The organism is Mycolicibacterium wolinskyi str. Jessa 2025 (genome assembly GCF_049241375.1).
Classification (GTDB): Bacteria; Actinomycetota; Actinomycetes; order Mycobacteriales; family Mycobacteriaceae; genus Mycobacterium; species Mycobacterium wolinskyi.
This window is the reverse complement of sequence record NZ_CP185960.1, coordinates 4,002,583-4,029,220: the sequence shown is the minus strand read 5'-3', so window position 1 is coordinate 4,029,220 and position 26,638 is coordinate 4,002,583. Positions and strand designations below refer to the sequence as shown.

Below are 26,638 nucleotides of genomic sequence, written 5' to 3'. Positions count from 1 at the left end.
GGATATAATTCGCCTGACTAAATAGTTTTGTAGGCTTCGATACGGGTTTGACGGAAGGATGCGGACCGTGAGCAAAGGTCGCCTGTTTACCAGTGAGTCGGTAACCGAAGGGCACCCCGACAAGATCTGTGACGCGATCAGCGACTCTGTGCTCGACGCGCTGCTGGAGCAGGATCCCAAGTCGCGGGTCGCGGTGGAGACCCTCGTCACCACCGGCCAGGTGCACGTCGCGGGCGAGGTCACGACCTCCGCTTACGCCGACATCCCGAAGATCGTGCGGGACCGGATCCTCGAGATCGGCTACGACTCGTCCACCAAGGGCTTCGACGGCGCGTCCTGCGGCGTCAACATCGCCATCGGCGCGCAGTCGCCCGACATCGCGCAGGGCGTCGACACCGCGCACGAGACACGGGTCGAAGGCAAGGCCGACCCGCTCGACCTGCAGGGAGCCGGCGATCAGGGCCTGATGTTCGGCTACGCCATCGGTGACACCCCCGAACTCATGCCGCTGCCGATCGCGCTGGCGCACCGCCTGGCCCGCCGGCTCACCGAGGTGCGAAAGAACGGCGTGCTCGACTACCTGCGCCCGGACGGCAAGACCCAGGTCACCATCCAGTACGACGGCCGCACACCGGTGCGGCTGGACACCGTGGTGCTGTCGACCCAGCACGCCGACGGCATCGACCTCGAGGCGACGCTGACGCCCGACATCCGGGAGAAGGTCGTCAACACCGTGCTCGCCGACCTCGGTCACGAGTCGCTCGACACTTCCGACTACCGCCTCTTGGTCAACCCGACGGGAAAGTTCGTGTTGGGCGGCCCGATGGGCGACGCCGGCCTGACCGGTCGCAAGATCATCGTCGACACCTACGGCGGCTGGGCCCGCCACGGCGGCGGCGCCTTCTCCGGCAAGGATCCGTCAAAGGTGGACCGTTCGGCCGCGTACGCGATGCGCTGGGTGGCAAAAAACGTCGTCGCAGCCGGGCTGGCGGAGCGCGTCGAGGTCCAGGTCGCCTACGCGATCGGCAAGGCGGCCCCGGTCGGCCTGTTCGTCGAGACCTTCGGCAGCGAGACCGTCGACCCGGCCCGCATCGAGAAGGCCATCAGCAGCGTGTTCGATCTGCGCCCCGGCGCGATCATCCGCGACCTCGACCTGTTGCGCCCGATCTACGCGCAGACCGCGGCCTACGGCCACTTCGGCCGTACCGATATCGAGCTGCCCTGGGAGCAGACCAACAAGGTCGACGAGCTCAAGGCTTCGGTCTAGCTCGACCAGACGCTTAGGTACCCCGGAATGCGCATTCCGGGGTACCTAAGCGTCTGCTCGCCGGGATGACTACGCCGTGAACGCGTAATCGTCCAGCGGGAAGCGACGGCTGCGCCAGTAAGCCTCGAAGGTGGTGGCGGGCCGGAGCGGCACATCGCCGTTACGGTCGAAGTAATAGCTGTTGGCGAGCGAACAGCTGTCCTGCCAGAAGATCTGGCGGTGCCGCTTGCGCATCATCTCGGCGAAGTACCGGTCGTTGGCCTCCTGTTTCACCTCGACACGGCGGGCCCGGCGACGCTCGGCACGCTCGATGCACCGCACCAGATGGTGCGTCTGGGCCTCGATGAGCGCGAAGTACGACGACCCGACGTAGCCGTATGGCCCCATCACCGTGAAAAAGTTGGGGAACCCCGGGATGCTCACGCCTTCGTAGGCCTGCATGCGGTGCTGCTCCCAGAACTCGCTCAGTGACCGCCCGCCCGATCCGACGATGTCGAAGGTCAGGGCGTCGACGTCCATCACCTTGAATCCGGTGGCCAGGATGAGGACGTCGACGTCGTGATGCTCGCCGTCGGCGGTGGCGGCCCCGGACCCGGTGATCTTGTCGATGCGCTCGGTGACCAGTCGGACGTTGTCCCGGTTGAAGGTCGACAGGTAGGTGTTGTGGAACCCGGGTCGCTTACATCCCACCGCATACCGCGGTGTGAGTTTGTCGCGCACTTCCGGATCGCGTACCTGCTGGCGCAGGTACGCCCGGCCGGCTGCCCCCGCCCGCTTGGCGAACGGGTTGATCGTGAAGTACTGCGCGGCCAGCGGGAAGGTGAACTCCACATACGCCTGGCTGATCAGCCGGTGCAGTGTCCGGCCGCCGGGTAGCCGCATCAGCCTGCGCGCCACCGGCGGGATCGACACGTCGAACTTGGGAAAACACCAGATCGGCGTGCGCTGAAACACCGTGAGCTGCTTGACCTTCGGCGCGATCTCCGGGATCACCTGGACCGCCGAGGCCCCGGTGCCGATGATCGCGACGCGCTTGCCCGCCAAGTCCACGGTGTGATCCCAGCGAGCCGTGTGCACCGTCGTCCCGGCGAACGAATCCACGCCGTCGATCTCCGGCAACTTCGGGATCGTCAGCACCCCGCTGGCGTTTACCAGGTACCGCGCCGTCAGAACTTCGCCGTCCTCCAGCCGAACCCGCCACAGACTCGCGTCGTCGTCGAACTGCGCGTCCGACACCTTGGTGTTGAACCGGATCTTGGGGCGCAACCCGTACTTGTCGACGCATCGGTCGGCGTATGCCCGCAGCTCGGGACCCGGCGCATACGTGCGCGACCAGTCCCGCGACTGTTCGAACGAGAACTGGTAGGAGAACGACGGAATGTCCACGGCGATACCGGGGTACGTGTTCCAGTACCAGGTACCGCCCGCGCCGTCGCCTGCCTCGACGATCAGATAGTCGTGGACGCCGGCCTTGTCGAGTTTGATCGCGGTGCCGATGCCGGAGAATCCGGCCCCGACGATGAGGGTGTGAAAGTCGGGCATCAAGCCACCTCCCGGCTGCGTCCGATCATGCGGACGCCGTGTTTGGGTCGCAATGTCAACGTAGCCTCCATCTCCACCGAGTGGCCAGGATCGAGATCGAAAACGAACCGTCGGCTCATGATCGCGGCGATCAACACCATCTCCATCAGGGCGAAACTCTGGCCGATGCAGATCCCGCGTCCGCCGCCGAACGGCAGGTAGGCCGACCGCGGCCGGTTCTTGGTGGCGTCACCGAGAAATCGGTTGGGGTCAAAGGTTTCCGGATCGGGCCACCATCGCTTGTTGTGGTGGATCTGGTGAATCGGGATGATGACCGTCGTGCCGGGACGAATGCGGTGGCCGTCGATCTCGTCGGGCTCGACCGCCTCGCGCGCGATGATCCACACCGCGGAGTGACAACGCTGCGACTCCTGTAGACACGCAGTGGTCCACGGCATCCGGGGTCAGGTCGCCGGCCGTCGGACGGCCTGCTCCCAGCACGGAGTCCACCTCGGCCAGCATCCGGTCCGGGCGTCGGGGTGGCGTGGCATCAAGTACTAGAACCACGACATCGCGTTGGCCGTTGTCTCGTGCCCCGCGAGCATGAATGTCAGCGCTGCGTCCCGGACCCGCTGCCGGGGCCAGGTTCCATTGTCCGCGCTGAACAACACGTTGAGCAGTTAGGCCGATTCGGTGGGGTGGGAGAGGCGCTCGTCAAGCACGGCGTTCACCGCGGTATCCAGGGCCAGGGCGATGCGCTGGCCTTCGCGCAGCGGCGGCGGCAGCGCGATCCCGGAATACGTGCTTGCCGCCATGGCGTCGTAGACCGGGCGGGGGAGCAGGCCCAGTCGGGCCAGCCTCTCGGTGCGCCTGAGCCCGCATGTGGTGAGGTCTCGCATGCTGTGCACGATCGGTCCGAAATCCTGGCTGAACAGGGCGTTGGACACGACCCGCAGAGTGGTTTCCACCATGGCGGCATGCATGTCGAACCGGACACCGTCACCGCCTTCGGCGAGCTTGTCGGCGGCTCGCGCGATCGGGGCGATCATCAGGTCGACGATGTCGTTGAGATGGCGGCGCGCGAAGGTCGGGTTCAGCGCGGCAAGGTGGCCGGCCCAGGGGTCGCCCTCGTCGGTCAGGAGGTTGATGCCCGCCGCCGCCCGAATCGGCTCGTACTCGTTGGATTTGACGTAACGTAGGCGCGCTCGGTGCAGAACGTGGTCGACGTAATCGGGATGTGAATTCGAGACGAAACGTCTTCCTGCACAACGGAACCGGCTGATGTCGCGGCCCTGGGTCCGGGCCAGGAAGCCGCCCTCGGTGCTGAATCCGACCCGTGATGGCCTCACGGGTCATCGTCCACGTGCTCGGTCGTGCCGCCGGCGCCGCCATGAATCCAGCGTATGAGTGACAGGGCCGGTGAAGAATGGGACTATCGGGGACAGAGTTGGGATTTTGGGACAAGGCTGGGAGCCATGGCCAGAACCGGGTTCATCGTGGTCGGCTGATGTCTGCCAACGGATACACGCCACCCGGGTGCTGTGCGAGGTCGCCGGAGAGCGGGGCGTCGCAGCCGCGCAGGTCCTGGCCGCCGAGACCTAGGGCCTCGGCCTGGTCTCGTTCATCAATCATGAGATCCCTCTCGGTCGCCAACACGCCGTCGCATCCGGTTGCTCTTTAACCATCCCAAAGGGCTGGCCTTAGGGTTTGGGGTACCAGTCGGGGATGTTGTCGGGTGTGCGGGGGAAGGCTTTGAGGTCGTCGAGGTAGAGGGCGTCATCGAGGCCGCCGATGGCTTCCCAGGTGGGTTGTGTCATCCAGTCGTAGGTGAAGGTGGCGGTGCCGGTTTTGGGGATGGTGACTTGGGCGGTGAGCCAGGCGCCGCGCTGCGGGTCAGCGGTCGCTTCCCGAATAGCTTCCAGTGCCATCGACGCCCGCATTGAGACCTTCGGCCCGCGAGCGCTGCTGTCCCAGGTTGGTGTGATTCCGAGGGTGCCGATATTGCCGCAGATGTCCAAGTTGATGATCGTCCAGTCGTCGCCGGGGGGTTCGCGTCCCGGACCGCTTCGACGAATGCGTCTTCCTCAGCACTCATGCTTTGCTCCTCGTTTCTGATCCTGGTTGGTTCCGAAGTTGGCCATGGTGTTGCACGCGCACGTGATGCGCGTGGTCAGTAGGGCTCGGTGAGTTGCCATGGCCACCATGACGGGGTGCCGGTGGGGCACAATTCGGTTGGGACGGGCGACCATTGGGAGTTGATTGCGTAGACGACCATGACCGGCGTGACCAGAACGGCAGCGGTGACGGCGACGTATATCGACCAGTTCCGCTCGACGAGCACGTGAACAACCGCGTAGGTGATCGCGGTGACAGCGACGGTGAGGACGGCAGGAAATAGCAGAGCGAAGACGATCAAGCCATCACCTGGGGCGCCGTCTGGTCTGCAGGTACTCAGCATGTCGGACGCAATTCCCACGGAGACGCCGTAGGCGAGGAGGCCGAGGATTGGGCTTAGGACAAGTCCGGCCAGGACACTGACCCACCGTGGCACTATCTGTGCAGGTGCGTCGGAGGTCACGCCGGCACGGTACCCCTGCGCATTTGTCACGTCTTGGTTTCTGAGGCCCGGTTTGCGATTGGTGGGTTTGCTTTGGTTGATGAGCGGGATCGGGCTGGGCGTACGGCGTTGCACTATGCAGCGGCCGACGATGAACTCGATGTTCTCCGCGGGCTGATTCGTGAGGGTGCTGAGGTCAACGCCCGCGACGATGCGGGTTGGACTGCACTGCATTTCGCAGCGGATCGCGGCAACCTGGATATCGCGGAGGAACTGGTCCGTGCCGGCGATGATGTGAATGCGACGAATAACCGGGGGAGAGGGGGCCACTCTTTTTGACGGCGATGGTGGGGAAGAGGGGAAGCGCCACCTTGGTTGCCGACCTGCTACTGGATAAAGGGGCGGATCCTCACCGGAAGAATTGGTATGACCACAGCCCTGTGGAGTTCGTTGTCGATATGAATGATGACGAACCGATCAAGATTTTGTTTGTCAAACGTGGAATCCAATGTCCTGACGTGTGACCGGGCACCGTGTGATCGTGCAGGGCAGGCGGGAGACCGATGCTCGTTACTGCCGTAGCCGCGTTGTCGCGATGAGGGGCCGCCCCCACAGTCGGAGTATCTCATTTGCAGTGGTGATGGTTGCCGCCAGATCGTGGCTTCCGTCGCTGATCCCGGCGGCGAGTAGCTGCGGTGGTACTCGCCCCGCGTCGAGCAGGATCCGCCACTCCGCCAGCCCGATTGACAGGTACTCAAGGGCGGGAAAATGGTTGAGCTGCAATGGGTCAGCGAGTGTGCCCGGGTTGGCGTCGATGGTGCGGATCCGTGGGTGATCGAGCAGTGGACCGAGGTCGGCGGGTATGTCGAGCGTGCCGAGGCTGAGGACTTCGAGGTCGACCTTCTGAGCTGCGTCGGCGATCGTGTTCCCGGGTCCGTCGTTGATGTAGGCCGTGCCCGCGCGGCTGGAGGGGCCGGTGTCGTCGCCTTCGCGGCCATGCACGAGCAGGTCGGTGAACGATTCACCCAGGTATGTCGCCCCGGCGTTGTATTCATGGTCCAAGAAGATGACCTGGCCTCGGTACCCGTTCTGGGCGGGGGCGAGGTCGGCGGCGTAGACGTCGCCGTACCCGTCGTGGCCGACGGGAAACCACAGCGGTGTCGCGGCCAACGGCTGGATGCGGCCCGCCGGATCCGGGCCGAGTGTGTCCCATGCCCCGAACTGCCAATCCAGCATGCGTTTTTCGGGCAGGTAGTAGTGCCGGAAGTCGGTGTCATCGAGGGGGACGATCTCCATGCCGTAGAAGCCTGCGTCCTCGCCGAGGATGATCTCCCCGCTGCCGGCGGTCAGGTAGATGGCTTTGACCTCGTCGGTCAGCGGCACTCCGAGTTGCGCTTCCACCGCCGCGACCTGCTCGGCAGTCGCTGGTGTGGCGTCGGGGATTTTCTCGGCGATGAGCCGGGACAGTGCGGCTGGGTCGGCGCTCGGTGCAGGGCCGGCGGTCACGGTCGGGTCGGGTTGTCGGCGGTAGAGGGCGGGTAGGGCGCCGTCTCGCAGGACGAGACTGCGGACTATGTGACCGCCGTGACTTGTGATGCAGTCTGGTATCTCGATCAGATCGACTTCGCGGGTACCTGAGCGGCTGGACCGCAGAATGACACCCATGCGCTCGACGTCGAATCGTTGGGCTACGGTGGATATCTCGTCAAATACGTCGTGACCGGACAGATCGCCCAACTCCGGTGACTTGCCATCCAGGCGATAGGACCCACCCATTGAGCCCTTTCCGACTGTCCCGGTGAACTCCACAAGATCGACGTCGGGCGGCGCGTCCTGCAGCTGTGCTTCAAGGGCAGGAAGCCAGATGGACAGTTCACGGATACTGGACACGCGCCGAAGTGTAGAGCCGAAAACGTCTGCAGCACGGCACTTCCAGAAAGCTCACTGCACACGCCGAGCCTGTGCGACGCGTCCACGAGTGGGGTGTCGGCGCCGACCGCGAGGCTCGGGTCCATGGCAGAGAGCCGTCTGCAGCGGTGCGACGCCGCTAGAGCGGTATCCGGCGTAGCCGCCATGGCGGTGGCCTATGGGGCGGCCAGTCCTGAGGATGCCGGGGTACGACCTTCGTCCGGTTGACATCGTTCAGATCGTTAGCCGCCGGATGAACAATGCAGTAGCTGCCCGAGTCCAAGAATCATGGCGCGTTGGATCCGACCCTCGGTTCTTTTCGAGCGGAACTCGCCGCGGACTTGGCCGAAATTGCTGCGGGCGCGGATTGGACGAAGATCAGGGTTCGCTGGGTCGATCTCGAGGAAGGTGAACTCCAGATCACTACGGAGCTGCGGAATGGGGAATTACGCTCCCTCGAATATGATGGCGACGAATATGCCGACTTGATATTCAAGAGTACTGATTTATTGGGGACAATGTTGCCGCGGGGAGACGGACGTTGGTTGGCTTACAGCGTTGGCCGGCACGGCGAGTTCGAGTTCTTTGAATGACTGACACGTCGGGCTGTGGTCCCTTGTGCCGCACTTTGATCGGTTTAAGTCGGCGATATGGTGGCGGCGTTGTTACCGGTAGGGCCCGTTGTTGGGATCAAGAGCGTGTGGGGATGGGGTATCGGGATGTTCGGGTTTCTTCGCCGTCGCGCTGACGGAGCCGGGCGGCGTGAGTCCCGCTTGCCGGGTCTGCTGGCCGGCTATCCGCCGTATCTGACCCCGTTCCCCGGCGAGCCTGGGTCTTTGAGCCTGCAGCAGTGCCAGGAGAACTTGCGGTATCTGCTCGATGTGCGTGAGCGCCGGTTGGAAATCGCGGCAGATCTGTTGCAGCAGTTTGGTATTGATCTGGACGCGGGTTTGTCGGCGGAGGATCCGCGCGGGTTCCTGCAGTCTCTTGATCAGTGGGCTCGCAGTGAATGGCCCACCGCCTACACACCCACGTTCTCCGATCGCTTCAAGGTTTGCTTAGCGCGGCGCAAAGAGGGCGAGCACATTGTGCTCGCGATGCTGATGGACATCGCTCTCGTGCTCGGCGAAACGGTGGTTCGTCAACGCCCGGAATACAGTTGGCGTCTGGATCTCGACTCGAAGAATCACGACTCGATCAGCTATCAGCGTGTCGTGATGGCCAAGGATCAGATCGATCCGGACTGGGAGGAGACGCTGCTGGACTTCGAATACCAATGTATCGGCAGCTTCGGCAAATTCGGCCGAGATACTCCCGGCAGCCATCCGCTCGGATACGCGGCACAGGTGGCCATCGAAGGCGGTTACGACCGGGTGGAGGTACGTCCGGCCCGCGTTGAGGCACCTGAGCCCGCGAGATTTCTCGGCCCCGTGGTCTATGACAAGGCGAAATATCAGAGTCACATCCTGGTTGATGAGGGAGGCTTCGACGAGGACACGGCCGATGAGCAAGCCGCGGTACCGGGTGCGTTCTACTTCGGCTGGCTAGCCTCGCGGGGGCTGCTCAATCCGACATGGGCCCGTGGCTTTCGCATGCGGCGCGATACCGCCGCCTACAAAGCCGGCCGCACGACCGCGGTGGACCTTTGGACGGAGTACGCCGATCGCTGCTTGATCGATTACATGCTCAGCGACCAAGCTAATGCGTTCACTCGTGACTACTACAACAGCGACCAGAACGGGTACTACGACGACCTTGCGGTCCTCGCCAAGGGCTTGCCGTCGTTGAGTCACTTGCCCTATTCCTTCGAGACCCAAGCGCGCGTCGACGCCGTCCTCGACCAGCGCTACGAACGATGGAGTTCAGCGCGATCCGGATGAATCGCAGCGCTCTCAGAATCGGCACCAAAAGCCGCTGAGGAGTGGGTTATTCGCCAAGCAACTCGGTTACGTGGCCGAGGTATGTCTGAGCCAGACAACCCAAATCGCCCAGCGTCCGGTTAGGCGCTCAGCGGTGCAGCGCCTCGCGCAGTGCCGCGAGCCCACGGTCGAACGCCTCGGTGGCCGCGGGGACGACCCCGGAGTAGCCGAGGTAGCCGTGTACGAGGGTTTCGGCGTTGTGCAGTTCCGCCGCGACGCCCGCGGCGGTCAGCAGCTCGGCGTAGCGGGCACCGTCGTCGCGCAGCGGATCGTGCCCGGCGACCGCGATGTAGGCGGGTGGCAACCCCGACAGGTCCGCGGCCCGAGCCGGCACCAGCGTGGCCGGGGGATCGGAGAGGTCGACGTGACCGGCATACCAGCGCGAGAAGCCCTTGACGGCGTCGAGCGCGAGGATCGGGGCCTCGGCGTTCTCGCGGAACGACGGCAGCGTGGTATCCCACGTCGTGGCCGGATACCACAGCAGCTGGAAGCGCAGCGCCGGTCCGCCCGCGTCGCGCGCGAGCTGCGCGACGACCGCGGAGAGGTTGCCGCCTGCCGAATCCCCGGCGACCGCCATCCGGCTCGCGTCGGCGCCCAGTTCCTCGGCATTGGCGGCGACCCACTGCGTCGCGGCCCACACGTCGTCGACGGCTGCCGGATACGGATGCTCGGGCGCCAGCCGGTAGTCCACCGACACGACGACGGCTTCGGCGCCGACGGCGTGCCGCCGTGCGGTGTTGTCGTAGCTGTCCAGGTCGCCGACCGACCAGCCGCCGCCGTGGATGAACACCACGACCGGCAGGGCCACGCCGGCCGGAGTCGGCGGCCGGTACACCCGCACGGGGATCGGCCCGGCGGGGCCGTCGATCACGCGATCCTCGACGTGCAGTTCGGGATGGATCTCGCGGCGGGGCAGCTCACTGAAACGTCGCCTGGCCTCCTCGACACCGTCCTTGGTGGTGAGTTGGAAAGGCACGACCTGCAGTACCTTCAGCAGAATGGCATCGACGGCCGGCTTGGTAACAGACACACGGACACGGTACGCACACCGCGCGACGGTGCTGCTGTGGGTTGCCGCCGCGGTCGTCGCGGCCGGGTACGGCGTCTTCCTTCTCGTCACGGCGCTTCGGCTGCCCGCGGGCACCGACCTCACCGGGCAGTTCCCTGGCCAGCCGGCCGTCAAAGCCCTCGCCGCCGTCCTGTTGGCCGTCGCGGCGTTCACGCATCCGATCCCGCGCGAGCGTCGGTGGCTGGTCGGGGCGCTGATCTTCTCGGCCGCCGGTGATTTCCTGCTCGCGATGCCGTGGTGGGAGCCGTCGTTCGTGCTCGGTTTGGCCGCCTTCCTGGTGGCGCACCTGTGCTTTTTGGCCGCGTTGTTGCCATTGGTGACGCGCACGACGCCGCGGTTGGTCGCCGTCGCGGTCACCGTGGTGGCGTGTCTGGTGTTGCTGGCGTGGTTCTGGCCCCGACTGATCGAACAGGGCATGGCCATCCCGGTGACGGCCTACATCGCGGTTCTGGGTGCCATGGTGTGTACGGCGCTGCTGGCCCGACTGCCCACCGCGTGGACTGCGCTGGGCGCGGTGTGCTTCGCGGTCTCGGACGCGATGATCGGGATCAGTGAATTCGTGCGCGGCGACCAGCTCCTCGCGGTCCCGATCTGGTGGGCGTACGCCGGGTCGTTGCTGTTGATCACGGCCGGATTGTTCTTCGGCCGGACGTCGGCGCCGTCTGCTACATCTGCGCCGTGACCATCACCCGGCGCGCCGCCGAGCACGAACCCATCGCCCGGGTGCTGCCGATGTTGTCGGTGCCGCACCTGGACCGGGAATTCGACTATTTGGTGTCGGCGGAACAGTCCGATGATGCCCAACCGGGCGTGCGGGCCCGGGTGCGCTTCCACGGCCGGCTGGTCGACGCATTCATCCTGGAGCGCCGATCCGACACCGACCATGACGGCAAGCTCGGTTGGCTGGACAAGGTGGTGTCGGCCGAACCCGTTCTGACTGCCGACGTGCGGCGGCTGGTCGACGCCGTCGCCGCGCGCTATGCCGGCACCCGGCCCGACGTGCTGCGGCTGGCCGTGCCGCCCCGCCACGCCACGGTCGAGAAGCAAACTCCGCCTGAGCCGCAACCGATTCCGGCGATCGACGTTGATCCGAGCGGGTGGGCGCGGTACGGGCGCGGTGAACAGTTCCTGACCGCGTTGAGCGACGGGCGAGCGGCCCGCGCCGTCTGGCAGGCACTGCCGGGCGAGCAGTGGCCGCAGCGGCTCGCCGAAGCCGCGGCGGTGACCGTCAACGCGGGCCAGAGCGTGCTCGCGATCATGCCGGACCAGCGTGACGTCGACGCGTTGCATGCGGCCGCGATCGCTCATCTTCCCGAATCCCGGGTGGTTGCGTTGTCGGCCGGACTCGGCCCGGCGCAGCGGTACCGGCGTTGGCTCGCGGTGCTGCGCGGCCAGGCCCGCGTGGTGATCGGCACGCGCAGCGCGGTGTTCGCCCCGGTTGCCGAGCTCGGGCTGATCCTGGTGTGGGACGACGGCGACGACAACCTCGCCGAACCGCGGGCGCCCTACCCGCACGCCCGTGACGTCGCGATGCTGCGCGCCCACCAATTGCGTTGTGCGGCAATGATCGGCGGCTATGCACGCACCGCGGAGGGCCAGGTGCTCGTGCGGACCCGGTGGGCGCATGACCTGGTCGCGACGCGGTCCGTGGTGCGCGCGGCGGCACCGCGCGTCGTCGCGCTGGAGGCCAGCAACTACGCCCAGGAGCGCGATCCGGCCGCACACACCGCACGGCTGCCGTCGATGGCGCTGCAGGCCGCCCGCACGGCGCTGCAGGCCGACCGTCCGGTGCTCATCCAGGTGCCGCGCCGCGGTTACGTACCCGCGCTGGCGTGCGCGCGGTGCCGCTCCGTCACCCGGTGCCGGCATTGCACCGGCCCGTTGTCGTTGCCCGACCGCGACAGCGCCGCGGCGCAGTGCCGATGGTGCGGGCGAGCGGAACCCGCGCTGCGATGTGCGCGCTGCGGGTCGGACGCCGTCCGGGCGGTCGTGGTCGGGGCACGTCGCACCGCAGAAGAACTCGGCCGGGCTTTTCCCGGCACCGCGGTGATCACGTCGGGCGGGGACGCCGTCGTCGGCACCGTGGAGGACAAACCGGCCCTCGTCGTCTGTACCCCGGGCGCCGAGCCGGTCGCCGACGGCGGCTACGGCGCAGCGCTGCTCCTCGACGCCTGGGCGCTGCTGGGCAGACAGGATCTGCGCGCCGCCGAGGACACGCTGCGGCGCTGGATGGCGGCCGCCGCCCTGGTCCGGTCCCGCGGCGACGGCGGGGTGGTCGCAGTGGTCGCGGAGTCGGCCCTGCCGACCGTGCAGGCACTCATCCGCTGGGATCCGGTCGGCCACGCCGACGCCGAACTCGACGGCCGCGACGAGGTGGGTCTGCCGCCGGCTGTTCACATGGCAGCCGTCGACGGGCCAACGCCGGCGGTCATGGCGCTACTGGAGACGGCGCAGCTGCCTGCGGCCGCCGAACCACTCGGACCCGTGGAACTGCCGCCCGGCGCCCGCAGACCGCCCGGCATGGCCGCCGACGCCGAGGTGAGTCGGATGCTGGTCCGGGTGCCGCGCGACGGCGGTCTCGAATTGGCGGGCGCGTTGCGGCGCGCGACCGCGGTGCTCAGCGCACGCCACGATCAGGAGCCATCTCGAGTGCAGATCGACCCGTTGCACATAGGGTGAGGCGGACACCTCACCCGGTATCGGTGAGTGGCGAGCGGGAGGCTGCGATGCGACGGGCGTTGGCGTGGCTTTTTACGTTGACGCTCATTGGTTTTGGGTTGCTGTGGCCGCTCGGGTTCGGCGGCGGCGACGATGAGCGGGCCGACGCGCCCGACCCGGTGGTGATCACCGACTACCAGGCCGAGTTCCAAGTGGACGCCGACGGACGGCTGCACGCGGTGGAGACCATCACCGCCGACTTTCCCAGTGGGCGCCACGGCATCTTCCGGCACTGGGATGTGGCCAATCAGAACAACCCCCGACTGCGGCAGGAGCCGGACATCACTTCGGTGCGGCTCGACGGGCGGCCCGCGCCCTATCAGCTGCAGTGGGCCGGCGACAAACGGTTCCAGGTCGCGAAGATCGGTGATCCCGACGTGACGCTCGACTGGGGCAGCCACGTCTTCGAGATCCGTTACACGATCCCCGGCGTGCTGGATCCGGGAAGCGTCGGCGCCGACAAACAGTTCGCCGAATCCACCGGCGATCCCAACTCGCGGTCGGTCTTCTACTGGAACGTCATCGCACCGGCCTGGAACAACACGATCGAGCGGGCAGAGATCTCGGTCACCTTGCCCGCCGACATCACGGGTGCCGAGTGCAGCGTGGGGACCGGGGTCGGCCGCGGATGCCGGGACCTGGGCGTCAGTGGCAACACCGTGCGCATGCAAGCGCTGGATCTGCGTCCGCATACGCCGGTCACGCTGCGGGCCGGCGTCGATGTACCCACGCCGCCACAGGTGAGCTTGCCCTGGCCGCACACCTGGGACCGGATCCTGGGACGGTCGTTGACCGCGGTGCTGTGGGTGGCCGGGTTGTCGGTCGCGCTCGGCCTGCTCGCCTATTTCTGGTCACGATCCACGAGCGAGCCGACACCCGGATTTCCGCTGCAGTATGGACCGCCGGATGGGCTCGGGCCGGTGCAGACGGAGTACATCCGCACCGAGAGTGTCCCGAAGAACGGACTCACCGCCACACTGCTCTATCTCGCCGAGCGTCGACTCGTCGAGTTGCGGCAGGTCAGCGACAAGCAATGGAACGTTCGCGGGCTCGCCGAGCCAGGGGCGTGGGCTGACGTCGACCCCGTCAGCGTCGCAGTGGGGTCCGCGCTCAAGGTGATGCAGCCCGGTGCCGAGTTCGCGGCCAAGCGCACCGTCAAGTCCGGGCAGAAACTCAGCAGGGCGAAGACGGACATGACCGCCGCGGTGAAGAAGTGGGCGTTCGACGGGGGTCTGCTCGTCAACCGTCGCAAGGAGCTCTGGGTGCGCACCGCGAACGCGTTCGCGTTTTTCGCCGCGCTCGGCGGATTCTGGCTGTGGTTCGGCATTCCCGTCACCATGTGGGGGCTGCCGTTCGCGGTCTTCTTCGTGCTGTCGGTGCGTTCATGGCAGGACGGTGTGGGAACGCGGCGAACCCTCGCCGGGCGGGATCTGTGGTCGCGCGTAGGCGGCTTTCATCGGCTGCTGTCCACCGACTCCGCCGAGACACGCTTCGATTTCGCCGCCCGTAAAGATCTCTACCTCGCCTACGTTCCTTTCGCGGTGGCGGCCGGCACGGCTGCACTGTGGGCCAAGAAGTACCACGACAGCATCGGCACTCCTGCGCCTCAACCGGATTGGTACAGCTCGACATCGCAGTCCAGCTGGGATTCCACCGGCGGAGGAGGCGGCATGGACTTCGACAGTTTCGAATCGGCGTTGTCGTCGTCGATCGGCGCCTACACCGCATCGCAGTCGTCGTCATCCTCGTCGGGTGGCGGCGGGTCGAGCGGCGGGTCGAGCGGCGGGTCGAGCGGCGGCGGCGGTGGTGGCGGCGGGGGAGGAGGCGGCGGATCGTGGTGACTCTGGCGTTGATCGTGATCCTGGTACTGGCGGTGTCGGTCCTCATCGGTTTCGTGGTGGGGCACAACAAGCTTCGCGCCGCTGATGTCCAAGTCGCCGAGGCATTGGCCGGCATCGACGTGGAACTGAGCAGGCGGGCGGCGCTGATCCCAGCTCTCGTACATACCGTGCAGACCTTCGCGGCCCATGAAAAGGCGGTGCTGGGCCAGGTCAGCGCCGCCACAGCCGCGCTGACGAGGGCGACGGGCAGCACATCGGTGGCGCGGCGAAGCGCGGCCGAAACGGAACTCGACGATGCCATCGCCGAAGTGCTGGCATTGAGATCGGCCTACCCTCAGCTCAATTCGTCGAACAACTTTCTCGATCTCCAGGACGACCTCGCCGACACCGAGAACAAGCTGGCGTTCGCGCGCCAGTACTACAACGACGCCGTCAGCCAGTTGAACCGCCTGATCGCAGCGATCCCCTGGATGTATGTCGCACGGCTGGCCGGAGTGGAGGAGCGTGAGTTTTACCGGATGCCGCGCCGCTGAGTGACTGATTCGCCACACCTGCCCCGTGTCGGGCGGACGTAGGCCCCAAACTCGGCGTCCGCTCACCCACAATGGGCGCTTCGGTACGGAATCGAGTGCCTGCAGGGGGCAGAAGAGTCTGGTGGTGAGAATGTCCGTGGAGTTGGTGGCGGCGCGCGCAAGGCTGGGGCTCGCACCGTTGACGGTGCTCGAACTCAGCCCTCCCGATATGGTCAGTTGCGCCGCGGCGGCCGGGTATCACGCCGTGGGCCTGCGCCTGATTCGGGCGACGGCCGACGAACCGCAGCGTCCCACGATCGGCATGACTCCACTGATCCGCCAGACCCGCGAGCGGTTGGACGACACCGGCATCGAACTGCGCGACATCGAAGTGCTGCGGCTCACACCGACCACCCGGGTCCGCGCTGACTTCGAAGCGTTCCTGGAGACCGGTGCGTACCTGGGAGCCGGCGAAATCCTGGTCGCCGGCAACGATCCCGACATGAGCCGTGCCGCCGACAATCTCGCCGAACTGGCCGAGCTGGCCGATGGCTACGGGCTCACGCCGAACGTCGAACCCATGCCCTACAACGATGTTCGCGACGTCACCGAGGCCGCCTCGCTCATCGAGCGCGCCGGGCACCGCAACATCGGCCTGCTCATCGACCCCATCCACTATTACCGGGGGCACAACGCGCTCGCCGACCTCGCCACTCTTCCCGCGTCATGGTTCCGCTACCTGCAGATGTGCGATGCGCCCACCGAACTACCCGGCAGCACTGAGGATTTGGTGTACCAGTCACGAGTGGCGAGGTTGCTGCCCGGTTCCGGGGGCCTCGACCTGCTCGCGCTGTTGCTCGCGATGCCGCCGCATACGCCCGTCAGTGTCGAGGCGCCGGTCGTCGCTCCTGGCGTTCCCGCGGTCGAGCGCGCAAAGGCGGCGCTGCACAGCACGTGCCGGGTCCTCGAACTGGCCGACCGGATCCGCGACGACTACGTGGACGCCGACACGCCCGTCGTCCGCGCCGGGTGACCGTCGAGCCTCAGCGCCTGCCCGGTGCCGTCGAGCTGTCGGCGATCCCTAGACTGGTTCGGTGCGTCTCGTCTTCGCTGGTACTCCGGAGCCGGCACTGCCGGCACTACGGCGACTGATCGAATCGCCCAACCACGATGTGGTTGCGGTGCTCACTCGTCCCGATGCGGCGGCCGGCCGACGCGGCAAACCCGCGCCGTCTCCGGTGGCACGGCTGGCCATCGAACACGACATACCCGTGTTGCGGCCCGCCCGCCCCAACGACGACGAATTCGTCGCCGAGTTGCGTGAGCTCGCGCCGGACTGCTGCGCGGTGGTGGCCTACGGCGCGCTGCTGAGCCAACGGCTGCTCGCCGTCCCGCCGCGCGGCTGGATCAATCTGCACTTCTCGTTGTTGCCCGCCTGGCGCGGGGCTGCTCCGGTGCAGGCCGCGATTGCCGCGGGGGATTCGGTCACGGGAGCCACGACGTTTCTCATCGAACCGGCGCTTGACTCCGGCCCGGTGTACGGCGTGGTCACCGAAACCGTGCGGGACACCGACACCGCGGGCGAACTCCTTGACCGCCTTGCGATTTCGGGAGCCATGCTGCTGGAGACCACGCTGGACGGGATCGCCGACGGCTCGCTGACCGCGGTGCCGCAGCCGGCCGACGGCGTCACCGTCGCACCCAAGATCACCGTCGAGTCGGCCAGGGTGCGCTGGGACCTGCCGGCACACGTCGTCGACCGCCGGATCCGTGCGGTCACACCGAATCCGGGGGCGTGGACGATGATCGGCGACCTGCGGATCAAGGTCGGCCCGGTCACCGTGGCGGAATCCGCAGATCCGTTGCCGCCCGGCGCCATCCGCGTGGGGCGCAACAGCGTCGAAGTCGGAACGGGTTCGTATCCGGTGCGGCTCGGTCAGATTCAGCCGCCGGGCAAGAAGCTCATGAACGCCGCCGACTGGGCTCGCGGTGCGCGTCTCGACGAATCGGTGCACGCGTCATGACCAGACCACCGAACCGCCCGCAGCGCAAACGCCCGCCGCGGCGCAAACCGCTCGATCCGGCCCGGCAAGCCGCCTTCGACGTACTGCGTGCGGTGTCGGAACGCGATTCGTACGCCAACCTCGCGCTGCCCGCACTGCTGCGCGAACGCGGCATCGAGGGCCGTGACGCGGCGTTCGCCACCGAGCTGGCCTATGGCGCGTGCCGGACCCGCGGTCTGCTCGACGCGGTCATCGAACGCGCGGCCGGGCGACCACCGGAGCGGATCGATCCCGTATTGCTCGATCTCCTTCGGCTCGGCACGTACCAGTTGCTGCGCACCAGGGTCGAGCCGCATGCGGCGGTGTCGACGACCGTCGAGCAGGCGGGCATCGAATTCGATTCGGCCCGTGCGGGTTTCGTCAACGGCGTGCTGCGCACGATCGCGTCGCGTGACGAGCAGTCCTGGACCGATGAACTCGCGCCGTCCGCGGCCGCCGATCCGGTCGGGCACGCCGCATTCGTCCATGCCCATCCGCGGTGGATCGCGCAGGCGTTCACCGATGCACTCGGCGCCGAGGCCGGGCAGCTCGATGCGTTGCTGGCCAGCGACGACGAACGGCCCGTGGTGCACCTCGCAGCGCGGCCGACCGCGCTGACCGCCGAGGAACTGGCGGCGCAGACCGGCGGAACCGTCGGCCGGTATTCGCCGTATGCGGTGTACCTGTCGGGTGGCGATCCCGGCCGGCTGAGCGCGGTCCGCGAAGGTGCCGCGCAGGTACAGGACGAGGGCAGCCAGCTCGTCGCCCGTGCACTGACGCTCGCCGAGGTCGATGGGGCCGACGACGGTCGCTGGCTCGATCTGTGCGCGGGGCCGGGCGGCAAGACGGCCCTGCTGGCCGCGATCGGCAAGGCATCGGGAGCGCACGTCACCGCGGTGGAGCCGGGGGAGCGGCGGGCCGATCTGGTCGAGCAGAACACCCGCGGCCTCGACGTGGACGTGCACCGCGTCGACGGGCGGGAATCCGGCCTGCAACCCGGCTTCGACCGGGTGCTCGTCGACGCGCCCTGCACGGGGCTCGGCGCGCTGCGCCGCAGGCCCGAGGCACGTTGGCGACGTCAGCCGGGCGATGTCCCTGGACTCGCGAAGCTGCAACGCGAACTGCTCTCGGCAGCGATCAAGCTGACCCGGCCCGGCGGGGTCGTGCTGTATGCCACGTGTTCGCCGCACCTCGCCGAAACCGTCGGAGTCGTGGCCGATGCGCTGCGGCGCCACCCGGTGACCGCGCTGGACACCCGGCCGCTGTTCGACCCGGTCGACGACCTCGGCGACGGCACCCACGTCCAGCTGTGGCCGCACCGGCAGGGGACCGATGCGATGTTCGCGGCAGCACTGAAAGTAGATTAGCCACATGGCTGAACCGCTCATCGCGCCCTCCATCCTGTCCGCGGATTTCGCGCGGCTCGCCGACGAGGTGGCCGCGGTGTCCGGCGCCGACTGGCTGCACGTCGACGTGATGGACAACCACTTCGTGCCGAACCTGACGCTCGGCCTGCCGGTGGTCGAGTCGCTGCTCAAAGTCACCGACATCCCGATGGACTGCCATCTGATGATCGAGGACCCGGAGCGGTGGGCGCCGCCGTACGCCGAGGCCGGCGCGTACAACGTCACGTTCCACGCGGAGGCCACCGACAATCCCGTCGCCGTCGCCCGTGACATCCGCGCGGCCGGCGCCAAGGCCGGTCTCTCGGTGAAGCCCGGCACCCCACTTGAGCCGTATCTGGAGATCCTCCGGGAGTTCGACACGTTGCTGGTGATGTCGGTGGAGCCGGGTTTCGGTGGCCAGAAGTTCATCCCCGAGGTCTTGGCGAAGGTCGGCACGGCACGCCGGCTCGTGGACTCCGGTGAGCTCACGGTCGTCGTCGAGATCGACGGCGGCGTGAACGCCGATACGATCGCGCAGGCGGCCGAGGCGGGAGTCGACTGCTTCGTCGCCGGGTCCGCCGTCTACAGCGCAGCCGATCCCGCCGCCGCGGTGAAATCCCTGCGGCAGCAGGCCGCAAGCGCCTCCAAGCACCTGACACTGTGACCGCTGAGCCCGAGGCCGCCATGCGGCTGGCCATCGAGCAGGCCGAGCGGGTCAAGGGTTCGACATATCCCAATCCGCCGGTGGGTGCGGTGATACTGGACGCCGACGGGCAGGTGGCCGGGATCGGCGGGACTCAGCCGCCGGGCGGGCCGCACGCCGAAGTGATGGCACTGCAAGGCGCCGGGCACCGGGCCGCAGGCGGCACCGCGGTCGTCACGCTCGAACCGTGCAACCATCATGGCCGCACCCCGCCCTGCGTCGATGCCCTTGTGGCGGCAGGGGTTTCGCGCGTCGTCTACGCCGTCGGCGATCCGAACCCGGTCGCGGCAGGCGGCTCGGCACGGATGGCCGATGCGGGCATCGAGGTCACCGCCGGGGTGCTGGCCGACGAGGTTTCCCGAGGGCCGTTACGCGAGTGGCTGCACAAGCAACGCACGGGGCTCCCTCACGTGACGTGGAAGTTCGCCACGAGCGTGGATGGGCGCAGCGCCGCGGCCGACGGATCGAGTCAGTGGATCACCAGCGAGGCCGCACGGGCCGATGTGCACCGCAGGCGCGCGGTCGCCGAGGCCATCGTGGTGGGTACCGGCACCGTCTTCTTCGACGATCCGGCGCTGACGGCAAGGCTGCCCGACGGCACCTTGGCCGACCGCCAGCCGCTGCGCGTGGTCGTGGGCGAGCGCGAGGTCTCGTCGGATTCCAAAGTGCTCAACGATGATTCGCGCACCATGGTGATCCGCACCCACGACCCGCACGAGGTGATCCGGTCGCTCGCCGACCGCACCGACGTGTTGGTCGAGGGCGGGCCGACATTGGCGGGCGCATTCCTGCGGGCCGGTGTGGTGAACCGGATCCTGGCGTACGTCGCGCCGATTCTGCTCGGCGGGCCGATCACCGCAGTCGACGACGTGGGTGTCCTCAGCATCGCCCACGCGCAACGCTGGCGGTTCGACGGGATCGAGGCGATCGGCCCCGACGTCTTACTGAGTCTCGTACCCAACTGACAGGCGCCGACGGCCCGGTCGACACCGGTTTTGCGGCCGGTGCCTCGGTACACTCGTACCAAAGCGCGTTCACTGCCGACATGCGCTGGGTGAACACGAGCAAAGGAAAACGAGCGTGACTGCACTGCAGGACTGGCTCAGTATCTCCCCGCTAACGCCACGCGCGGTCCGCAGCCTGGTGTGCGCTCCGCTCCGTGTCGTCCTGCCCGGCAAACGACCGCAAACCGGCGAAGAGCTGCCGCGGCTCCTGCGCCCCGGTGTCGAGCGCTGCTGACCTTGTCAGGGCGCGCGGTGCCGACCCGGCGGCTGCTGACCCGGTAACCGAACCGTCTCATCGGTCGACTGGGTCGGAAGTGCCTGCGTCGGAAGGTCCAGCAGCTCGGTGGGCGCATCGTCGGAATCCGCGTCGTCGCGGCGTGGCCCGGAAGGCGGTTCGACGTCGTCGGCATGCTCGTGGCGGGCGCTGATCAACAGGCCCAACACCGCGCCGATGATGCACACGACGGCGGCGATCAAGAAAATGTCGCCGTACATCATCACGTACGCCTCGCGATACCGTTCGGCCTGTGCGGACAGCCGCTCGGCCAGCGACATCGGACCGGCGTTGTTGGTCGCTGCCAGGGTCGCCAGGTGTTGGTTGAACCGGTACAGACCCCACGCCGACAGCGCCGCGATGCCGATCAGCATGCCGATCATGCGGGCGACCACCACGAGCGCGGACGCGATGCCGTGCTGTGCGGGCGGAACCACGCGCAACGTCGCCGAGGTCAGCGGGCCGATCACCAGGCCGAGCCCGAGACCGACGATCGCGAGGTCGGTGTCGAGCACCGGCAGGCTGAACAGGCCCAGGTCGTGGCGCGCCGACAACACGTCGATCGACCAGTGCGACACCAGCCAGAAGCCGCCGGCCGCGATCACCAGACCGATGAACGCGACGGCCCGGTCACCGATCCTGGTGGCCAGCCAGCCACCGAACAGCGCGCCGATGGGCAATGCAATCAAGAACCGCAGCAACAGGAACGCCGCTTCGTTCTGATCCTGACCGAGCACGCCCTGACCGAAGAGCTCGACGTTGACGAGGGTGACCATCAACGCCGCACCGGCGCACAGCGAGGCGCCGAGGGCCGCCAGGAACGGCCGGAAGTGCACGCCCGCCGGCTCGATCAGCCGGGTCTTGGCGACCTTCTCCCACGCGAAGAACGCGACCGTTGCGATCAACGCACCGGCCAGAACCGGCAGACCCCAGCTGGGCAGCACCTGCTTGCCGTCGGGTTCGGGGTTGTAGAGACCCACGACGGCCAGGCCGAGCGCGATCGCCAGCAGCACACCGCCGACGACGTCGACCTTTTCCGGGGGTTGGTCTTTGTCCCGTGGCGGCAGGCTGAAGTGGATCATCACCATCGCGATGACGGCCAGCGGCACGTTGACCCAGAACACCGCCTGCCAGTGGCTGAACAGCCAGACCAACGTGATGCCGTAGACCGGGCCAAGGACCGCGCCCAACTCCTGCGCGGCACCCACCCCGCCCAGCACCCCGGCGCGGTTACGCGCCGACCACAGATCGGCGGCCAGGGCCAGCGTGACCGGCAGCAGCGCACCGCTCGCGGTGCCCTGCACGATGCGGCCGATGACCAACGTCGTCAGATCACCCGACAGCGCGGTGATCACCGATCCGATCGCGAAACCGGCCAGCCCCACCTGGATCAGCATCTTGCGGCCGAACCGGTCGGACGCGCGGCCGAGCAGCGGCATGGCGGCGATATAGCCGAGCAGGTAACCCGTGATGATCGGCGTGACCTGCTGGATCTTGTTGATCGCGATGCCGACGTCTTTCATGATGTCGACCATGATCGTGATCACGACATAGGTGTCGAGGGCGCCGAGCAGCACGGCGAGGCTGCCCGCGCTGATCGCGATCGTGCGGTTTCCGCGGGATGTCACCGCGTCAGCGGTCCGCATCAGGGAGCGGGCTTGGTGACAGTGACCTGCTTACCCCAGTCCGACAGGGTCATCGTGACGCTGTTTCCTGGCGTGGGCTCCAGCTTGGCCTGCAGCAGGGTGTGCTTGTCGTCATCGGTGATCCACGCGGTGCCCGGCACCGGACCGCTTGCCTTGAGCTGCGGTGCGATCTTGTTGACGGCGTCGGCGCTGACGTTGCCGGTCACGCGGACACCCTCGGTGCCGTTGATCGACTCACGGCCCTCGGCCTTGGCGTCGCTGAAGTTCGCGAGCACGTTGGCCAGGCCGGTGTCGGGGTTGAGGATGGCCGAGACGTCGTAGATGTTGGCGGCCGCGCCGTAGTTCGACAGCGGGTCACCGGGCGTGAGCGCGGCGTACAGATTGCCGTCGGCGACGACGAATTGCGCGTCGGCGATCTTCTGGCCGAACGCGATGAGATCTGCGGTGCCCTGGGCGGCGACTGCCGGAGCGTTGGTCAGGTCACCGTCGAGTTTCTCGACCGGCAGCCCTTCGATCGTGCCCTGCACGGTCAGCAGCAGGTGCACGCTCTGCTGGCTCTTGGTCGCCGCCGAGGACTCCTGCAACAGCGTCGTGGCGTCGGGAAGCGGAGCGTCGGACGTCTTCTCCGACGACGAGCACCCCGCGATGAGCGCAACGGAGGTGAAAAGAACGGCGAGCAAGGATTGGACTGCGAAGCGTGGGCGCGTCTGCATGACTGCATCGTAGAGGCTTGCCGCGACGAACTGTCTTTTCGCTCCTCACGTGCGCGGCCGTCTTTTCGCTCCTCACGTCCTCATCCGTTTTCTCCAACCGGTCACCGACTGAATACTCTGGTCTTCGTGTTCACCGGAATCGTTGAAGAGCTGGGCGTCCTCGTCGACAAGGAGGACCTCGCCGATGCCGCGCGGTTGGCCATCCGCGGGCCCATCGTGACCGCCGACGCGCGGCACGGGGATTCGATCGCGGTGAACGGCGTGTGTCTGACCGTCGTGGACATCCGGCCCGACGGGATCTTCACCGCCGACGTCATGGCCGAGACCCTCAACCGGTCCAGCCTGCAGAAGCTCGAGGTCGGCGGCCGCGTCAATTTGGAACGTGCCGCGGCCGTGAACAGCCGCCTCGGTGGACACATCGTCCAGGGGCATGTCGATGGCACCGGACATGTGATTTCGCGCACGCCGTCCGAGCATTGGGAGGTTGTGCGGATCGGCCTGCCCGAGGCGCTGTCGAGGTATGTGGTCGAGAAGGGTTCGATCACCGTCGACGGGGTGTCGTTGACCGTCTCCGGCTTGGGCGACGACTGGTTCGAGGTGTCGCTGATCCCGACCACGCGTGAGCTCACCACGGTCGGCCACGCGGACGTCGGTGCGCAGGTGAACCTCGAGGTCGACGTCATCGCCAAGTACGTCGAGCGGCTGATGAGCCGTACCGCTCAGTAAGAGCTGGCAATAACTGCTGGTTTTCGGTGGTTCATACTGGAGTCGACGACGATGGTTCCACGTATGGAACGTCGCACTGAACAGGCAAGGTGGCGCAGATGACCAGGCTCGATTCCGTCGAGAGGGCGATAGCCGATATCGCGGCGGGCAAAGCCGTGGTTGTGATCGACGACGAAGACCGCGAGAACGAGGGCGACCTCATCTTCGCCGCCGAGAAGGCCACGCCCGAATTGGTCGCGTTCATGGTGCGCTACACGTCGGGTTATCTGTGTGTGCCGCTGGACGGCGAGATCTGCGATCGCCTGGGCCTGTTGCCGATGTACGCGGTCAACCAGGACAAGCACGGCACCGCATACACCGTCACCGTTGACGCGAAAAAAGATGTGGGAACCGGCATTTCGGCCTCCGACCGGGCGACCACGATGCGTGCCCTCGCCAACCCCGACACGGTTGCCGACGACTTCACGAAACCCGGCCACGTGGTGCCGTTGCGCGCCAAGGACGGTGGTGTGCTGCGGCGCCCCGGCCACACCGAGGCGGCCGTCGACCTCGCTCGGCTGGCCGGTCTGCAACCCGCGGGTGCGATCTGCGAGATCGTGAGCCAGAAGGACGAAGGCGACATGGCGCGCACCGACGAGTTGCGCGTGTTCGCCGACGACCATGACCTGGCGCTGATTTCGATCGCCGACCTCATCGAGTGGCGGCGCAAGCACGAAAAGCACATCGAGCGCATCGCCGAGGCGCGGATCCCGACCCGGCACGGCGAGTTCCGCGCCGTCGGGTACAAGAGCATCTACGAGGATGTCGAGCATGTCGCCCTGGTCCGCGGCGAGATCGCCGGGCCGAACAGCGACGGTCACGACGTGCTGGTCCGCGTGCACTCCGAATGCCTGACCGGTGACGTGTTCGGATCGCGGCGCTGCGACTGCGGCCCGCAGCTGGACGCCGCGATGGCGATGGTCGCACGCGAAGGGCGCGGCGTGGTCCTCTACATGCGCGGGCACGAGGGCCGCGGCATCGGTTTGATGCACAAGCTGCAGGCCTACCAGTTGCAGGACGCCGGCGAGGACACCGTCGACGCCAACCTGATGCTCGGATTGCCCGCCGACGCACGCGATTACGGCATCGGCGCACAGATCCTGGTCGACCTCGGTATCCGGTCGATGCGGCTGCTGACCAACAATCCGGCCAAGCGCGTCGGACTGGACGGCTACGGCCTGCACATCATCGAGCGGGTGCCGCTGCCGGTGCGGGCCAACGCGGAGAACATCCGCTACCTCATGACCAAGCGGGATCGCATGGGCCATGACCTTGTCGGCCTGGACGACTACGACGAAGCGGTGAGCATGGACGATTACGACGAGGCGGTGTACCTGCTGGGGGACCGCCGCCCGCCGAGTGCCGAGGGTGTGGCGGATAAATGAGTGGGGGCGCAGGCGTTCCCGAACTGCCGCAGATCGATGCCTCGAATGTGAAACTGGCGATCGTGGCCAGTACGTGGCACACCAAGATCTGCGATGCGTTGCTCGACGGTGCGCGCAAGGTTGCCGCCGATGCCGGCATCGCCGAGCCGACCGTCGTCCGCGTGCTCGGTGCGATCGAAATCCCGGTGGTGGCCCAGGCTTTGGCGGCCACCCATGACGCGGTGGTGGCGCTCGGTGTGGTGATCCGTGGCCAGACACCGCATTTCGACTACGTGTGCGATGCCGTCACGCAAGGACTGACCCGGGTGTCGCTGGACGCGTCGACCCCGGTGGCCAATGGCGTGTTGACGACCGACACCGAAGAGCAGGCGCTCGATCGGGCCGGCCTCCCGTCCTCGACCGAGGACAAGGGCGCCCAGGCGGCAGCGGCCGCACTGTCGACCGCACTGACCCTTCGTGAGCTGCGCGCCCGCGCATGACCGGTCAGATGACGGCAGACACCTGGGACGTCGAGATCCGCCCGTACCGCACACCGATTTTCGCCTACGGGGCGGCATTGATCATCTTCGCGGCCCACGTCTCGGTGGGCGCGTTGCTCAAAGTGGGGTCCACCGGCGTCGTCTTTCGCACTGCCGATCAGGTGGCGATCGCGTTGCTCGGTGCCGTGATCGCCTGTGTGGTGCTGATGTTCGCCCGGCCCCGGCTGCGGGTCGGACCGTCGGGCGTGGCGGTGCGCAATCTCGTCGGCTATCGGACCATCCCATGGTCCGACGTCGTCGATGTCTCGTTTCCGCGGGGCGCCCGCTGGGCCCGCGTGGATCTGCCCGACGACGAGTACATCCCGGTGATGGCGATCCAGGCGATCGACAAGGGACGCGCGGTCGACGCGATGGACAAGGTCAGGGAGTTGGTCGCGAAGTACCGCACCGGCCTCAGCTGACCCGCAGCGTCATCGCCAATTCTTCGGCACCGGCCGATGATTCGGTGTCGGCCACATCGAAACCGAGGCTCTCGTACACGTAGCGGGCCGCTGCGTTGTCGGTCGCGACCCGCAGTTTGACGGTCTGGACTCGCCGGCCGCGCGACCAGTCCACGGCCGCGCCGATCAGCCGATGCGCCAGGCCGTGTCCACGCGCCGCCGGATCGACCCACAACGAATACAGGTACATCGTGTGGGCGTTCTGCTGCTGCGCGCCGATGAGGCCGACCGCTCGCCCGTCGACCGCCGCGGTGAATTGAGCGTGATCGCGTAGTCTTCGGCGCCACTGTGCGGCAGTGAATCTCGATTCGCGGCGATAGTGCTGGTCGTCGACCCCCAGCGAGTCGGCCAGCGCACGCAACCGCAGGACGGCGAACAGTCGCCAGTCCGCCTCGGTGAGTCGGATCACCCGGTACGTCATGGGCGTGTG

At 67.1% G+C, this 26,638-nt stretch carries 27 protein-coding genes and 1 pseudogene; 18 read left to right on the top strand and 10 right to left on the bottom strand.

Translation table 11 applies throughout. The features are described 5' to 3' along the window. The first annotated feature begins 67 nt into the window (after positions 1-67). On the top strand, positions 68-1,267 hold the full coding sequence (gene metK / locus ACOI2T_RS19825) for a methionine adenosyltransferase (protein WP_067845808.1): 1,200 nt from the start codon (positions 68-70) through the stop codon (positions 1,265-1,267). A 69-nt stretch (positions 1,268-1,336) separates the two neighbouring features. Here metK and ACOI2T_RS19820 read toward each other — a convergent pair whose 3' ends face one another. The 5 genes and pseudogenes from ACOI2T_RS19820 to ACOI2T_RS19800 form a co-directional block, all read right to left on the bottom strand. Further along, the gene (locus tag ACOI2T_RS19820; protein ID WP_409504724.1) at positions 1,337-2,809 is read right to left on the bottom strand and encodes a flavin-containing monooxygenase; all 1,473 of its coding nucleotides are present in this window, start codon (positions 2,807-2,809) and stop codon (positions 1,337-1,339) included. Beyond that, positions 2,809-4,180 (bottom strand): annotated as a pseudogene (locus ACOI2T_RS19815) (cytochrome P450). Before ACOI2T_RS19815 ends, ACOI2T_RS19820 begins: the two are co-directional and overlap by 1 nt. Before the next feature lie 99 nt (positions 4,181-4,279). Further along, positions 4,280-4,420, bottom strand: coding sequence for a hypothetical protein (locus ACOI2T_RS19810; RefSeq protein WP_409504725.1), 141 nt, complete (start codon positions 4,418-4,420; stop codon positions 4,280-4,282). Between the two features lie 68 nt (positions 4,421-4,488). Beyond that, entirely contained in the window at positions 4,489-4,716 is a 228-nt protein-coding gene (locus ACOI2T_RS19805) for a hypothetical protein (protein ID WP_409504726.1), read from the bottom strand. A gap of 242 nt (positions 4,717-4,958) precedes the next feature. Further along, on the bottom strand, positions 4,959-5,204 hold the full coding sequence (locus ACOI2T_RS19800; protein ID WP_409504727.1) for a hypothetical protein: 246 nt from the start codon (positions 5,202-5,204) through the stop codon (positions 4,959-4,961). A gap of 195 nt (positions 5,205-5,399) precedes the next feature. Between ACOI2T_RS19800 and ACOI2T_RS19795 the strand changes: the two genes are divergently transcribed. Next, positions 5,400-5,684 carry an ankyrin repeat domain-containing protein gene (locus ACOI2T_RS19795; protein WP_421874112.1) on the top strand — a complete coding sequence of 95 codons (285 nt, stop codon included), beginning with the start codon at positions 5,400-5,402 and terminating at the stop codon, positions 5,682-5,684. Positions 5,685-5,915: 231 nt separating this feature from the next. On the opposite strand, the gene ACOI2T_RS19790 is transcribed toward ACOI2T_RS19795, so the two are convergent. Further along, the gene (locus tag ACOI2T_RS19790) at positions 5,916-7,235 is read right to left on the bottom strand and encodes an SMI1/KNR4 family protein (RefSeq protein ID WP_409504728.1); all 1,320 of its coding nucleotides are present in this window, start codon (positions 7,233-7,235) and stop codon (positions 5,916-5,918) included. Positions 7,236-7,549: 314 nt separating this feature from the next. On the opposite strand from ACOI2T_RS19790, the gene ACOI2T_RS19785 reads away from it, so the two are divergent. Both ACOI2T_RS19785 and ACOI2T_RS19780 read left to right on the top strand, forming a co-directional pair. After that, the gene (locus ACOI2T_RS19785) at positions 7,550-7,846 is read left to right on the top strand and encodes a hypothetical protein (RefSeq protein WP_409504729.1); all 297 of its coding nucleotides are present in this window, start codon (positions 7,550-7,552) and stop codon (positions 7,844-7,846) included. 180 nt (positions 7,847-8,026) lie between these two features. Continuing rightward, on the top strand, positions 8,027-9,133 hold the full coding sequence (locus tag ACOI2T_RS19780) for a DUF7832 domain-containing protein (RefSeq protein ID WP_409504730.1): 1,107 nt from the start codon (positions 8,027-8,029) through the stop codon (positions 9,131-9,133). A 127-nt stretch (positions 9,134-9,260) separates the two neighbouring features. On the opposite strand, the gene ACOI2T_RS19775 is transcribed toward ACOI2T_RS19780, so the two are convergent. Next, positions 9,261-10,202, bottom strand: coding sequence for an alpha/beta hydrolase (locus tag ACOI2T_RS19775; protein ID WP_409504731.1), 942 nt, complete (start codon positions 10,200-10,202; stop codon positions 9,261-9,263). 34 nt (positions 10,203-10,236) lie between these two features. Between ACOI2T_RS19775 and ACOI2T_RS19770 the strand changes: the two genes are divergently transcribed. From ACOI2T_RS19770 to ACOI2T_RS19725, 10 genes are all read left to right on the top strand, one after another. Then, a complete protein-coding gene (locus tag ACOI2T_RS19770) occupies positions 10,237-10,923 on the top strand; it encodes a lysoplasmalogenase (RefSeq protein ID WP_421877357.1) in 687 nt (228 codons plus the stop codon). A 50-nt stretch (positions 10,924-10,973) separates the two neighbouring features. Then, a complete protein-coding gene (locus ACOI2T_RS19765; RefSeq protein WP_409504855.1) occupies positions 10,974-12,920 on the top strand; it encodes a primosomal protein N' in 1,947 nt (648 codons plus the stop codon). A gap of 47 nt (positions 12,921-12,967) precedes the next feature. Beyond that, positions 12,968-14,800 (top strand): DUF2207 domain-containing protein, encoded by a 1,833-nt coding sequence (locus ACOI2T_RS19760; RefSeq protein ID WP_409504733.1) that lies wholly within the window; start codon positions 12,968-12,970, stop codon positions 14,798-14,800. After that, positions 14,794-15,333, top strand: a complete 540-nt coding sequence (locus ACOI2T_RS19755; RefSeq protein WP_409504734.1) for a LemA family protein — start codon at positions 14,794-14,796, stop codon at positions 15,331-15,333. The genes ACOI2T_RS19760 and ACOI2T_RS19755 overlap by 7 nt, the downstream gene beginning before the upstream one ends. A gap of 130 nt (positions 15,334-15,463) precedes the next feature. Further along, complete coding sequence (locus tag ACOI2T_RS19750; protein WP_409504856.1) at positions 15,464-16,345, top strand: sugar phosphate isomerase/epimerase family protein; 882 nt, start codon at positions 15,464-15,466, stop codon at positions 16,343-16,345. 61 nt (positions 16,346-16,406) lie between these two features. Further along, on the top strand, positions 16,407-17,336 hold the full coding sequence (fmt, locus tag ACOI2T_RS19745; RefSeq protein WP_409504735.1) for a methionyl-tRNA formyltransferase: 930 nt from the start codon (positions 16,407-16,409) through the stop codon (positions 17,334-17,336). Then, on the top strand, positions 17,333-18,721 hold the full coding sequence (locus tag ACOI2T_RS19740) for an RsmB/NOP family class I SAM-dependent RNA methyltransferase (RefSeq protein WP_409504736.1): 1,389 nt from the start codon (positions 17,333-17,335) through the stop codon (positions 18,719-18,721). The genes fmt and ACOI2T_RS19740 overlap by 4 nt, the downstream gene beginning before the upstream one ends. A 4-nt stretch (positions 18,722-18,725) precedes the next feature. Next, a complete protein-coding gene (rpe, locus tag ACOI2T_RS19735) occupies positions 18,726-19,403 on the top strand; it encodes a ribulose-phosphate 3-epimerase (RefSeq protein WP_409504737.1) in 678 nt (225 codons plus the stop codon). Between the two features lie 20 nt (positions 19,404-19,423). Beyond that, a complete protein-coding gene (gene ribD, locus ACOI2T_RS19730) occupies positions 19,424-20,407 on the top strand; it encodes a bifunctional diaminohydroxyphosphoribosylaminopyrimidine deaminase/5-amino-6-(5-phosphoribosylamino)uracil reductase RibD (protein WP_409504857.1) in 984 nt (327 codons plus the stop codon). 115 nt (positions 20,408-20,522) lie between these two features. Beyond that, on the top strand, positions 20,523-20,681 hold the full coding sequence (locus tag ACOI2T_RS19725; protein WP_165765999.1) for a hypothetical protein: 159 nt from the start codon (positions 20,523-20,525) through the stop codon (positions 20,679-20,681). Between the two features lie 5 nt (positions 20,682-20,686). Here the strand turns inward: ACOI2T_RS19725 and ACOI2T_RS19720 are convergent, their stop codons facing one another. Continuing rightward, entirely contained in the window at positions 20,687-22,366 is a 1,680-nt protein-coding gene (locus tag ACOI2T_RS19720; protein WP_409504738.1) for an MFS transporter, read from the bottom strand. Beyond that, positions 22,366-23,079, bottom strand: coding sequence for an LppX_LprAFG lipoprotein (locus tag ACOI2T_RS19715; RefSeq protein ID WP_409504739.1), 714 nt, complete (start codon positions 23,077-23,079; stop codon positions 22,366-22,368). Before ACOI2T_RS19715 ends, ACOI2T_RS19720 begins: the two co-directional genes overlap by 1 nt. Before the next feature lie 126 nt (positions 23,080-23,205). On the opposite strand from ACOI2T_RS19715, the gene ACOI2T_RS19710 reads away from it, so the two are divergent. From ACOI2T_RS19710 to ACOI2T_RS19695, 4 genes are all read left to right on the top strand, one after another. Further along, complete coding sequence (locus ACOI2T_RS19710; protein WP_067845178.1) at positions 23,206-23,805, top strand: riboflavin synthase; 600 nt, start codon at positions 23,206-23,208, stop codon at positions 23,803-23,805. 98 nt (positions 23,806-23,903) lie between these two features. Beyond that, positions 23,904-25,229, top strand: coding sequence for a bifunctional 3,4-dihydroxy-2-butanone-4-phosphate synthase/GTP cyclohydrolase II (locus ACOI2T_RS19705; protein WP_067845179.1), 1,326 nt, complete (start codon positions 23,904-23,906; stop codon positions 25,227-25,229). Next, a complete protein-coding gene (ribH, locus tag ACOI2T_RS19700; RefSeq protein ID WP_067845180.1) occupies positions 25,226-25,708 on the top strand; it encodes a 6,7-dimethyl-8-ribityllumazine synthase in 483 nt (160 codons plus the stop codon). Before ACOI2T_RS19705 ends, ribH begins: the two co-directional genes overlap by 4 nt. Positions 25,709-25,716: 8 nt before the next feature. Next, on the top strand, positions 25,717-26,169 hold the full coding sequence (locus ACOI2T_RS19695; RefSeq protein ID WP_067845821.1) for a PH domain-containing protein: 453 nt from the start codon (positions 25,717-25,719) through the stop codon (positions 26,167-26,169). Here the strand turns inward: ACOI2T_RS19695 and ACOI2T_RS19690 are convergent. Then, on the bottom strand, positions 26,162-26,629 hold the full coding sequence (locus ACOI2T_RS19690) for a GNAT family N-acetyltransferase (RefSeq protein ID WP_409504740.1): 468 nt from the start codon (positions 26,627-26,629) through the stop codon (positions 26,162-26,164). The genes ACOI2T_RS19695 and ACOI2T_RS19690 overlap by 8 nt on opposite strands. Positions 26,630-26,638: the final 9 nt, after the last annotated feature.

What these genes read in the sequence shown, in the direction of transcription:
- ACOI2T_RS19740 (WP_409504736.1), top strand. Translation starts at nt 17,333, where the DNA reads ATGACCAGACCACCGAACCGCCCGCAGCGCAAACGCCCGCCGCGGCGC.
- ACOI2T_RS19690 (WP_409504740.1), bottom strand. Translation starts at nt 26,629, where the DNA reads ATGACGTACCGGGTGATCCGACTCACCGAGGCGGACTGGCGACTGTTC.
- ACOI2T_RS19705 (WP_067845179.1), top strand. Translation starts at nt 23,904, where the DNA reads ATGACCAGGCTCGATTCCGTCGAGAGGGCGATAGCCGATATCGCGGCG.
- ACOI2T_RS19820 (WP_409504724.1), bottom strand. Translation starts at nt 2,809, where the DNA reads ATGCCCGACTTTCACACCCTCATCGTCGGGGCCGGATTCTCCGGCATC.
- ACOI2T_RS19750 (WP_409504856.1), top strand. Translation starts at nt 15,464, where the DNA reads ATGTCCGTGGAGTTGGTGGCGGCGCGCGCAAGGCTGGGGCTCGCACCG.
- ACOI2T_RS19805 (WP_409504726.1), bottom strand. Translation starts at nt 4,716, where the DNA reads ATGGCACTGGAAGCTATTCGGGAAGCGACCGCTGACCCGCAGCGCGGC.
- rpe (WP_409504737.1), top strand. Translation starts at nt 18,726, where the DNA reads ATGGCTGAACCGCTCATCGCGCCCTCCATCCTGTCCGCGGATTTCGCG.
- ACOI2T_RS19760 (WP_409504733.1), top strand. Translation starts at nt 12,968, where the DNA reads ATGCGACGGGCGTTGGCGTGGCTTTTTACGTTGACGCTCATTGGTTTT.
- ACOI2T_RS19720 (WP_409504738.1), bottom strand. Translation starts at nt 22,366, where the DNA reads ATGCGGACCGCTGACGCGGTGACATCCCGCGGAAACCGCACGATCGCG.
- ACOI2T_RS19810 (WP_409504725.1), bottom strand. Translation starts at nt 4,420, where the DNA reads ATGATTGATGAACGAGACCAGGCCGAGGCCCTAGGTCTCGGCGGCCAG.
- ACOI2T_RS19695 (WP_067845821.1), top strand. Translation starts at nt 25,717, where the DNA reads ATGACGGCAGACACCTGGGACGTCGAGATCCGCCCGTACCGCACACCG.
- ribD (WP_409504857.1), top strand. Translation starts at nt 19,424, where the DNA reads ATGCGGCTGGCCATCGAGCAGGCCGAGCGGGTCAAGGGTTCGACATAT.
- ACOI2T_RS19715 (WP_409504739.1), bottom strand. Translation starts at nt 23,079, where the DNA reads ATGCAGACGCGCCCACGCTTCGCAGTCCAATCCTTGCTCGCCGTTCTT.
- ACOI2T_RS19765 (WP_409504855.1), top strand. Translation starts at nt 10,974, where the DNA reads ATGTTGTCGGTGCCGCACCTGGACCGGGAATTCGACTATTTGGTGTCG.
- ribH (WP_067845180.1), top strand. Translation starts at nt 25,226, where the DNA reads ATGAGTGGGGGCGCAGGCGTTCCCGAACTGCCGCAGATCGATGCCTCG.